This window comes from Microbispora sp. NPDC049633 (genome assembly GCF_040675265.1).
GTDB lineage: Bacteria > Actinomycetota > Actinomycetes > Streptosporangiales > Streptosporangiaceae > Microbispora > Microbispora maris.
The window spans coordinates 1-8,374 of record NZ_JBFAOO010000262.1 but is presented as its reverse complement, the minus strand read 5'-3'; the positions used below and the strand labels follow the sequence as shown (position 1 = coordinate 8,374).

General features: G+C 70.5%; 8 protein-coding genes. 5 read left to right on the top strand and 3 right to left on the bottom strand.

Features of this window, described 5'->3' with window-relative positions; translation table 11 throughout:
- Positions 1–291, top strand: a 291-nt coding sequence (locus AB0J39_RS36005) for a family 1 glycosylhydrolase (RefSeq protein ID WP_363473057.1), incomplete at its 5' end; no start/stop codon positions are given.
- Between the two features lie 125 nt (positions 292–416).
- Complete coding sequence (locus AB0J39_RS36000) at positions 417–1,226, top strand: SAM-dependent methyltransferase (protein ID WP_363473055.1); 810 nt, start codon at positions 417–419, stop codon at positions 1,224–1,226.
- Between the two features lie 54 nt (positions 1,227–1,280).
- On the opposite strand, the gene AB0J39_RS35995 is transcribed toward AB0J39_RS36000, so the two are convergent.
- On the bottom strand, positions 1,281–2,462 hold the full coding sequence (locus tag AB0J39_RS35995; RefSeq protein WP_363473053.1) for a globin domain-containing protein: 1,182 nt from the start codon (positions 2,460–2,462) through the stop codon (positions 1,281–1,283).
- Positions 2,463–2,536: 74 nt separating this feature from the next.
- Complete coding sequence (locus tag AB0J39_RS35990) at positions 2,537–2,965, bottom strand: Rrf2 family transcriptional regulator (RefSeq protein ID WP_363473051.1); 429 nt, start codon at positions 2,963–2,965, stop codon at positions 2,537–2,539.
- A gap of 122 nt (positions 2,966–3,087) precedes the next feature.
- Here AB0J39_RS35990 and AB0J39_RS35985 point away from each other — a divergent pair, with 122 nt between their 5' ends.
- The 3 genes from AB0J39_RS35985 to AB0J39_RS35975 all read left to right on the top strand — a co-directional run bounded on the left by AB0J39_RS35985 (position 3,088) and on the right by AB0J39_RS35975 (position 5,475).
- Positions 3,088–3,645: a cysteine hydrolase family protein gene (locus tag AB0J39_RS35985; protein WP_363473049.1), complete on the top strand. Its 558-nt coding sequence runs from the start codon at positions 3,088–3,090 to the stop codon at positions 3,643–3,645.
- Between the two features lie 197 nt (positions 3,646–3,842).
- Entirely contained in the window at positions 3,843–4,694 is an 852-nt protein-coding gene (locus tag AB0J39_RS35980) for a HAMP domain-containing sensor histidine kinase (protein ID WP_363473047.1), read from the top strand.
- A 133-nt stretch (positions 4,695–4,827) separates the two neighbouring features.
- Complete coding sequence (locus AB0J39_RS35975; RefSeq protein WP_363473045.1) at positions 4,828–5,475, top strand: protein-L-isoaspartate(D-aspartate) O-methyltransferase; 648 nt, start codon at positions 4,828–4,830, stop codon at positions 5,473–5,475.
- A 61-nt stretch (positions 5,476–5,536) separates the two neighbouring features.
- Here the strand turns inward: AB0J39_RS35975 and AB0J39_RS35970 are convergent.
- The coding region (locus tag AB0J39_RS35970) for a thioesterase domain-containing protein (protein WP_363473044.1) at positions 5,537–8,374 on the bottom strand (2,838 nt) is incomplete at its 5' end.

Below are 8,374 nucleotides of genomic sequence, written 5' to 3'. Positions count from 1 at the left end.
CTGACCGCGACCCGTGACGCGATGGAGGCGGGCGCGGACGTGCGGGGGTACTTCTGCTGGTCGCTGATGGACAACTTCGAGTGGGCGCGGGGCTATTCCGCCAGGTTCGGCATCGTGCACGTGGACTACGACACCCAGGTGCGCACGCCGAAGGCCAGCTTCCACTGGATGCGGGACTTCATCGCCGACCCGGTCGTCACCGCCCCCGTCACCGCCCGCCCCGCGACCACCGGCCCGGTCGACATCCTGGTCGCCGGCACCCCCAAGAGAGAGCGCTCTGTGGGGGACTGACAGGCACCTGCCCGGGTTGACCGGCCGTGCCCCGGCGCGTGCCGGTCAATTCCCCTTTTGATGCGCCGAATCCTGATTAATCAGCTACGTTGTGATCAACGTACGAGCGCACCAGGGCAGGACAAATGAACAAGGAGCAGGGCCCGCCGGGGATCGATGTGACGGTTCCCAGCGTCGCCCGGATCTACGACTATCTCCTCGGCGGCAAGGACAACTTCGCCGTCGACCGGGTGGCGGCCGAGAAGCTCATCGAGCTGACTCCGAACGCGCGCGAAGGCGTGCAGACCAACAGGCGCTTCATCCGCCGTGCGGTGACCCTCATGGCCCGTGAGGGCATCCGCCAGTTCCTCGACATCGGCGCCGGGCTCCCGACGCAGGAGAACGTCCACCAGGTCGCGCTCGGCGAAGCCCCCGACTCGCGCGTCGTCTACGTCGACAACGACCCGATCGTGCTCGCCCACGGCCGGGCCCTGCTGGCCGACAACGCCCAGACGATCGTCGTGGACGGCGACCTGCGCGAGCCCGAGGCCATCCTCGGCGACCCCCGCGTCACCGAGCACATCGATTTCGGCAAGCCGGTGGGCCTGCTCATGGTGGCCGTGCTGCACTTCATCCCCGGCACCGATGACGCCGAGCGCATCGTCGGGACGCTGCGCGACCGGCTCGCCCCCGGAAGTGCGATGGCCATCAGTCACCTGTCGTACGGCGACCTCGACGAGGAGAAGATCCGCGAGGGACGCGAGCTGTACAAGGGCACCTCCGCCGGGGCGGTCACCCCGCGGACCCACGCGGAACTGCTGCGCTTCTTCGACGGGTTCGACCTGGTGGAGCCGGGTCTCGTCGTGACCGAGGAGTGGCGGCCCGAGCCCGACGAGCCGAAGCTGCCCAGGATCCCCGGGGTCGACGGCTACGCCGGCGTCGGCCTGCTGCGCTGACGGAATCCCCGGCGGTCCGGCCCGCCGCGCGCGAGCGGCGGGCCGGTCACCGGATCAGGCGGCCGCGATCCACAGGTCGGGGCCGAACACCTCGTAGTGGATGCCGGAGGCGGGCACACCGCGCTCGACCAACTGCGCGCGTACGGCCCGCATGAACGGCAGCGGCCCGCACAGACAGGCCACGACGCCCTCGGGCAGGTCGATCGCCGACAGGTCGGCCAGTCCCGCCGCGACCGCCGGCTCGCCCGCGTGCCCGGCCGGCAGGTCCTCGTACCACCGGTGCAGGGTGGCGCCGGGCAGCGCCGCGACCAGGTCCGCGAGCTCCTCGCGGTGGACGTGGGCGTCCGGGGAGCGGTCGGCGTGCACGACCACGACCCGCCGGTCCGACCCGGTGGCGGCGAGATGGTCGAGCATCGACAGCACGGGGGTGACCCCGATCCCGGCCGAGGCGAGCAGCAGCGGCCCGTCCCCCTCGGGCAGGGTCAGGTCGCCGAAGGGCGCGGAGACCGCGAGCACGTCACCGGGCCGGACATGCTCGTGCAGCCAGGCGGAGACCTCGCCCTCGGGGGCGCCCTCGCCGCGCACCCGCTTCACCGTGATCCGCCGGTCGCCGCGCTCCGGGGCGTTCGACAGGCTGTACTGCCGGATCTGCCGTGCCCCGTCGGGCAGCGTCACCTGGACGCTGACGTACTGGCCCGGCCGGAAGGACGCCGGGGTGTCCGGGCGCAGGAGGAAGGAGACCACGTCCGGCGTCTCGTCGCGCCGCTCGACCACCGTGGCCCGGGTCCAGCCCCCCGACTCGCGGTAGAGATCGCGCTCCAGGCCGATCAGCGTCTCGGCCATGAGCCAGTAGACCTCGTCCCACGCCTGGGCGACCTCGGGCGTGACGGCGTCGCCCAGCACCTCGCCGATGGCGCCGAACAGATACTTGTGCACCACGGCGTACTGCTCCTCGGTGACGCCGAGGGAGGCGTGCTTGTTGGCGATCCTCGACAGCATGGTGCCGGGCAGCTCGCCGGAGCGCTGCACCAGCGCGGTCGCGAACGCGGCGATCGAGCCGGCCAGCGCGACGCGCTGCTCGCCGTTGGCCTGGTTTCCCCGGTTGAACAGGTCCCGCAGCAGCTCGGGGTTGTCGGCGAACATCGTGTCGTAGAAACGCGCGGTGATGTCCTGGATCGCGGCCGCGATCACAGGCAGGGTGGCGCGGACGGTCGCGGCCGACTCCGGGGAGAGCATGGCTTCCTCCAAATTGGTATATGAGACGCAAATTAGACGCCATGGGCCTGCCGGCGTCTTCCTGTTCGCGCGGGTCAGGTGAGAGTGAGCAGCACCGGCCTCGACGGCGAGGAGACCAGTTGGTCCACAGTGATCGGGTCGAGGGAGGCGTAGAAGGCCTGCTGCGCCGAGCGCAGTGCGGCGCGCAGGCTGCAGGCGGCCCGCAGTGGGCAAGGGGTCTCCCCCTCGCAGGTGACGACCTCCTCCTCTCCCTCCAATGCGCGGACCAGCCAGCCGATCGACGCCGTACGGCCGAAGCCGGTCAGCTCCAGGCCGCCCCCACGGCCCCGGCGGGCCTCCACGACGCCGAGGTGCTGCAGGCGGGCGATGGCCTTGGCGGTGTGGTTGTAGGGGATCGCCATCGCCTCGGCCACCTGACGGGTGGTGAGCGACGCCCCGGGCTCCAGGACCGCCAGGCGCATGGTCACGCGCAGGGCCAGGTCCGTGAACTTCGTCAACCGCACGCCTCGACGCTAGCAAATCGGTATTTAGCACTCCAATTTGGGGTGCATGGGGAAGGCCTGTGATTGTCGGTGCCGCGATCTATGGTTGGGCCAACAGGATCCGTGACGAGAACGGGGACCCCATGACGACGCTGGCTGATCGCCCGAACGCCGCGCTGCTGGTCATCGACGTGCAGAACGGCGTGGTGGCAGGCGCCCCCAACCGCGACACGGTGATCGCGAACATCGACACCCTGGTCGGCAAAGCGCGCGCGGAGGACGTGCCGGTGATCTGGGTGCAGCACTCCGACGACCACGATCTCAAGCGGGACAGCGAGAACTGGCAGTACGTGCCGGAGCTGGTCCGTCGCGACGCGGAGCCGCTCGTCCACAAGAGGTACGGCGACTCGTTCGAGGACACCGAGCTGGAGGCGCTGCTCGCCGAGCGCGGGGTGGGCCGGCTCGTCGTCACGGGCGCCCAGACCGACGCGTGCGTCCGCTCGACCCTCCACGGCGCCTTCGTCCGGGGCTACGACGTGACGCTGGTCGGCGACGCGCACACCACCGAGGACCTCACGGCGTACGGCGCGCCGGCTCCTGAGCAGGTGATCGCGCACACCAACCTCTACTGGCAGTACCAGAGCGCCCCCGGCCGCCGCGCCGGAACCGTCGGCACGGCGGAGGTGACCTTCGAGAGCTGACACCGGCGCCGCCGGCCGCTTGCCGGGCTTGCCGCGCTTGCCGCGCTATGCGGGGGCTGTTGTGCTGTGCCGGGGTTGTCGCGCCGGGGTTGTCGCGCCTGTTGAAGACGCCTGCGGAATATCCTGGGGTTGTGCCGAGGCGGGGCAGACGGTTCTACGGGGCGGCGCCTACGAGTGGCACCGTCGCATGGAGACGGTTGTGGAACTGGCTCTCCGTGCCGGCCGCCCTGGTCGTCGGCACGGTCGTGATCCGTCGGCTGCTGCATCGTCTGGGCGTCATCTCCGGCGATCTCGCCGAGATCAACGTCGGGAACGAGTACGGCCAGATCGCCCGGCGGCGGGACCCGACGCAGGTGGACCAGCTGGTCGGCAACATCAACGTCAGCCTGGAGATGCTGGATCGCGAGCGCCGGTTCGCCTCCACCATCGCGCATGAAATCCGCTCTCCGCTGGCCGGGATACGCGTCACGGTGGAGGAGGCGCTCGCCCAGCCGGGCGAGCCCGGTCGCCGTGTGCTTCACGAGGTGCTCCGCGGAGTCGACCGGCTGGAGGCGCTGGCGAACAACCTGCTCCTGATCGCCCGCAGCCGCTCCTCGCAGGTGCGATGGGAACGGCTCGATCTGTGCGAGCTGGTCAGGCAGGAGGTCGCCGACCGATCCGACCCCATCCCGGTGCAGGTGGAATGCGTTCCCGGCGTGCCGGTCGAGGTCATCCGCTCCCAGCTGTGCGAAATCCTGACCAACCTGCTGGACAACGCCCAGCGGCACGCCAGACACCACGTCCAGGTCGAAGTCGGCCGCGAGGGCGGCGTCGCGCGACTGGCGGTGTCGGATGACGGCCCGGGCATTCCGGAGGAGGAGAGGGAGCGGATATTCGAGCGACTGGTCCGGCTCAAGGGTCCCCCGACGCAGGACGACTCGGGCTCAGGGCTCGGCCTCGCCATCACCCGGGAGCTCGTCAGAGGACACCGCGGAGTTGTGTGGGTGGAAGACTCCGGCAGCGGCGGCGCGTGTTTCGTCGTCGAGCTGCCCCTCGCGGACTCCCTGTGACATGCGGCCCCGGCCGCGGCGGGCACGCCACCTGCGGGCGTCGCCGGATTCCACCTGCGGCTGAGGGGGCATCACACGGGGTGAGCGGGCCGCGGGTGGGGGACGGCGCCGCTCGCCGTCGATCGTGAGCGTGGTGGACGTGACCGCAGCCGCCTGTCCCGAAGACCTCGTCCGGGCCGTCCGGGCGGCGGGCGTCCGTGACGAGCGCCTGCTCCAGGCGGTGCGCTCGACCCCGAGGGCCGGTTTCGTCCCCGCCGAACACGTCGCCCACGCGTACGAGGACGTGCCGATCCCGATCGCGCACGGGCAGGTGACCACCCAGCCCTCGCTGTCGGCGATGATGATCGAGGGACTCGAGCTCACCGGCCGGGAGCGCGTGCTGGAGGTCGGCAGCGGCCTCGGCTACCAGACCGCGCTGCTCGCCCGTCTCGCCGCCGAGGTGGTCGGCGTCGACCTGTGGCCCGACCTCGTGCGCGCGGCGCGGCGCAACCTCGCCCGGCAGGGCATCCGCAACGCGGAGGTGCTCGTCGGCGACGGCGGCCAGGGGATGCCCGATCGCGCCCCCTACGACGCAGTCATCGTCTCGGCGGCCTTTCCCACGGTCCCCGCGCCGCTGGTCGAGCAGTTGCGGCTCGGCGGCCGTCTGGTGCAGCCGATCGGCACCGGCGGCCGGGAGGAGGTCGTGCTGTTCGAACGCACCGTCATCGGCCTCGAACCCCGCCAGGTCCTCACGCTGGCCCGCTTCGTCCGCCTCCACGGCCGCTACGGCTATCCCTCCTGACCGTACGGCCGTGTCGGGGGCGGGCGGCGTCGCCCGCCAGGCGGGCGACGCGGGCGGGCCGTCAGGAGCCGTCGGAGTTCAACGCTCGAATCCTCTCAGCCAGCTTCGTTCCGATCACCCGGGCAGGGATAGGATCCAGCATCCGCATGTGGTCGCTGTCGACGCGGACCGCCTCGATCTCGCCCGTGACATAGGGCTCCCAGGAGGCCGGAACCTGCCACTTCTGATCCTCTTCCTTGATGCCCGCCACGAAGACGAGAAGATCACCGTGGAAGACTCCGGGAACGTGTCGGAGGTAGGCGGAGGTGTTGCCCAGCATGGCCTCCGACGCCGACTTCTGAAGTGACGGTCCGGTGGAGTCGTCCGCCACGTCGTCCCACCCCATGAGGCCGACCTCCTGCCGGATCAGCCGGGAGATCTCGTCCTCGGCCTCCTCCCTGGTCGGCAGGGCCTCGCGATCGATGGCCCCTTCGGCGGCGGGGAAGGCGTCGATCACCGCCACCAGGGCGACGTCGTGGCCCTTGTCCTGGAGCCGGCCGGCGATGGCATGCGCCAGCATCCCCCCGAACGACCACCCCGCGAGGATGTAGGGCCCGGTCGGCTGCCTCGACCGGATGTGGGCGACATATCCGTCCGCCATGTCGCGCAGGGAGTCGTACCACTCCCCGGGATTCGAGAGGCGGGGATCCTGGAGAGCGAACACCGGATGCTCCGCCGGGATGTAGGGCAGCAGTTTCGCGTAACTCCAGCTGATTCCACTTGCCGGAGGAAGGAAGAAGACCGGCGCTCCGCCTCCGGTCGTACGAAGCGCCAGAACGACGTCGACGCCGGCCGTTTCTGCGGCGCGATCCAGGTACAGGGCCAGCCGTGCCACCGTCGGCGCTTCGAAGACCGCACGCACGGGCACCTCAGCGTCCAGCACGGCGCGGATGCGGCTGGTCAGGCGGGTGGCCAGCAGCGAGTGGCCGCCCATCTCGAAGAAGTCGTCGTCGACGCCGACGCGGTCGAGTCCGAGGACCTCGGAGAACAGGCCGCACAAGGTCTCCTCCCGCGGTGTCCGCGGCGCCCGATATCCCTCTGCGCGGAACTCCGGCGCGGGCAGCGCCTGCCGGTTCAGCTTGCCGTTGGGGGTCAGCGGCAGGCGGTCCAGGACCACCAGCGCGGACGGCACCATGTATTCGGGCAGCACACGCGCCAACCGCTGCCGCACCTCGCGGACGATCCCGCCGATGCGCGCCGGAGCCGATGGGTTGTTGACGTACGCGGACGGCGTGCTCCCCGAGCCCGGCGTCGTCATGCCTCGCATGTCCACCACGGGCCAGACCTCGTCGTCGTTCGCGGTGGTGAACACGACGTCGACGCGATCGTCTCCGCGCGCCGACCAGGTGACGGCGACGTGGTAACCCAGCTCGTCGCCGATCTCCCTCAGCTCCTCCACCGTCACTGCGGCAGGACGGCCCTCGCCGCCCAGACGCTCCAGGGCCTTCGACAGCGTGCCCTGCCCGGTGAGTGTCCGCATGGCCGCCATCTCACCCGCGATACGGGCGTTCGGCACCCCGGTCACCCGTACGCTCCGAGGCCGGTCCCGGAGCAGACGCTCCCTCAGCGACCAAAGCTCGGCCGGCGACTCGCCCCAGGCCAGTGCCGGGAGCTGAGCGGCGCTGATCCCCTTCACCGGCGCCTTGTGCACGACCGCGTCGTAGCGGTACCGGGTCAGTTCGTTGTCGTGGCGGCCCCGCTTGACCCGCACGTCCACCGCGCCGACCCCGGTGAGATCGTCACTGAGCACCTCGAACAACGCCGGATCGACCATCAGCTCCTTCTCCAGCACCATGCCCTGCTCGATCGCACGGCGGACCGCCGCCTGATCGGCGTTGCCGTCCCGGACCCGGTGGAGCTGGATCGCGGTCTGGAAACAACGCGCCAGCCGCAGGTTGCGCACGTCGCCCACGAAGATCCGCCCGCCGGGCGCCAGCAGGTCGAGCGCTCCTTGGAGCACCCTCATGAGGTAGTCGACGCCGGGGAAGTACTGGATCACCGAGTTCAGCACGATCGTGTCGAAGAACCCCGCCGGGAGACCGTCGAGGTCGTCGGCGCCCTGACAGCGCAGCCGCACCCGCTCCCGCAGGTCTTCCCGCCGTGCCACCTGCTCTTCCAGCCGCGCGATCACCGGGGCGGAGAAGTCGGTCCCCCAGTACGTCTCACAGCGGCCGGCCAGGTGGCCCAGCAGCAGGCCGCTGCCGACCCCGAGCTCGAGAACCCGCCGAGGTCGCAGCGAGAGGATGCGCTCGACGGTGGCGTCCCGCCATTCCCGCATCTGGTCCAGCGGAATCGGGTCACCGTCGTAACTGCTGTTCCAACCGCTGAAGTCCTCACCCAGTTCGTGATCCACCCCGGACGCGTACAACGTGTCGTACACCTGCCGCCACTGCTCCACCTCCTCATCCGCCGGGTCGTCCGGCGGTTCGTGGGGGGCAGGAGCCACGTGGTGCTCGGTGTCGGGGGCGGGGACGACGTAGGCGACCAGTCGTTTGTCTCCGGGGCGGTCTTCTCGCATGGTGGCGGCTGCTTGGGTGATGCCGGGGTGTTGCAGGAGTGCGGCTTCGATTTCGCCGAGTTCGATGCGGTATCCGCGGAGTTTGACTTGGTGGTCGGTGCGTCCGAGGTATTCGAGGTGTCCGTTGGTGGTTTGGCGGGCGAGGTCTCCGGTGCGGTACATGCGCGACCCCGGCGGACCGAACGGGTTGGCGACGAACCGCTCTGCTGTCAGTCCGCTTCGTCCGAGGTAGCCGCGGGCGAGGGATGGTCCGGTGATGTAGAGCTCTCCGGGTGTTCCGGTGGGGACGGGGGTGAGCCATGGGTCGAGGAGGTGGAGGGTGGTTGCGGTGGTGGCGGGTCC